The organism is Asaia sp. W19, from assembly GCF_003994335.1.
GTDB lineage: Bacteria > Pseudomonadota > Alphaproteobacteria > Acetobacterales > Acetobacteraceae > Asaia.
In genome coordinates, this window is record NZ_PNQZ01000228.1 from 1 (window position 1) to 1,692 (window position 1,692).

General features: G+C 61.8%; 2 protein-coding genes. One reads left to right on the top strand and one right to left on the bottom strand.

Annotation, left to right across the window (positions count from 1 at the left end):
• Positions 1–782 (top strand): serine hydroxymethyltransferase (locus tag C0V97_RS18215; RefSeq protein WP_127103769.1); only part of this gene is annotated, 782 nt, incomplete at its 5' end.
• 145 nt (positions 783–927) lie between these two features.
• Here the strand turns inward: C0V97_RS18215 and C0V97_RS18530 are convergent.
• Positions 928–1,692, bottom strand: a 765-nt coding sequence (locus C0V97_RS18530) for a hypothetical protein (protein WP_158625479.1), incomplete at its 5' end; no start/stop codon positions are given.

Sequence of the window (1,692 nt, forward strand, 5' to 3'; positions counted from 1 at the left end):
ACAAGCCGACCATCATCGTCGCCGGTGGTTCTGCCTACCCGCGCCATATCGATTTCGCACGCTTCCGTCGCATCGCCGATGAGGTTGGCGCTTACCTCATGGTTGACATGGCGCATTTCGCAGGCTTGGTCGCAGCCGGTCTCTTCCCGAGCCCAGTCCCACACGCCCATATCGTGACCAGCACCACGCACAAGACCCTGCGCGGGCCGCGCGGTGGTATCGTTCTGACCAATGATGCCGAAATCGCCAAGAAGGTGAACTCCGCCGTGTTTCCCGGTCTGCAGGGCGGTCCGCTGATGCACGTCATCGCGGGCAAGGCTGTCGCCTTTGGCGAAGCCCAGGGCGAGAAGTTCAAGGCCTATCAGGGTGCTGTCGCGGAGAATGCCCGCGTTCTGGCTGAGGAGCTCGTCGCCCGTGGTTTCGACATCGTCACCGGGGGAACCGATTGCCATCTGGTACTGGTTGATCTGCGTCCGAAAAAGGTGACGGGGAAGATCGCCGAAGCCGCCCTGGAACGGGCCGGCATCACAGCCAACAAGAACGCCATCCCCTTTGATCCGGAGAAGCCTTTCGTGACGTCCGGCATCCGTCTGGGCAGCCCGGCCGCCACATCGCGCGGTTTCGGGGTGGAGGAATTCCGTGTCATTGCCCGCATGATCGATGAAGTGCTCAGCGCCTATGGCACGTCGGAGCAGGATGCGGTCGAACAGCGCGTCCATGACGAAGTGAAGGCGCTGTGCTGCCGCTTCCCGATCTATGACGTCGCTTACCCCGGGGCCTGACCGCCTCCCTGCGGGCAATGTTCCGCAGGTTTGACCTCCAGCCTTTGCCTCTCTTCAGTCGGGCGGGGCCGGGTTCTCCCTCCCGTAGGGAGAACCCCAGGGTGATATGTTTTGGTCGATGGGTGTGTCGCTGGAACCCAATCGCTCAGATGAGTCTGGCGAGCCTTACGGCAAGCTGTCCGCGTCTGACGCATAGATTGGGCATGATCAGGACGCAGTGATCATAGGGTGTGCAGATCTCGTCGTCGCCATCTGTCGCGATGAGTGTGCCTGCCTTCTCGATCACGCTTCCGCCCTGAAAAGCTTCGGTGAAGGCAAAGCTGGCACTGCGCGCCACGACATTATCCGTCACCATGGCCTGATGCGCGGCGGCGGCATTCTCCGTGTCTTTCGCGCCGAAATGGAGGAACCCGGCATTATCGACGAAGTGACGAATGACGCGTTTGCTGATCTCGACCGTCTCCGCGCGCCAATGCTGCCCGGCTTCGAGCAACACGCTGCGCGCGCCGCCCGTCTGGGTCACGAAGCGGTTGTGCTCGATCAGCCGGGCGCCACCGACATGGCCCAGATCCGTGAGAGTCAGGAACGGTGTGTCGGATTGAGAGGAGAGGAGTCCTGCCAGCGTGACTGAACGGGCGGTCTGGGGGGAAATGAAGAGAGGCGCTGACTCCCAGAGCATGGAATGCAAGTCAAGCAGCAGATCGCTGCGTTCTATGATTGGCAGCAATTCGATGGCGCGCTCCATCTCGACCGAGCCGGGCGCGTGAGAGAGGCGGTCGTGGGRCCAGACCCGGGTCAGATCCTCCGCGGTGAAAAGTGAGGCGGTAGGGTTTTGAGGGGGGAATCGGGCAAACGCATCCATATTGGCAAAGACGACACGCAAGACGCCGCATAACGGGCGTATGTCCTC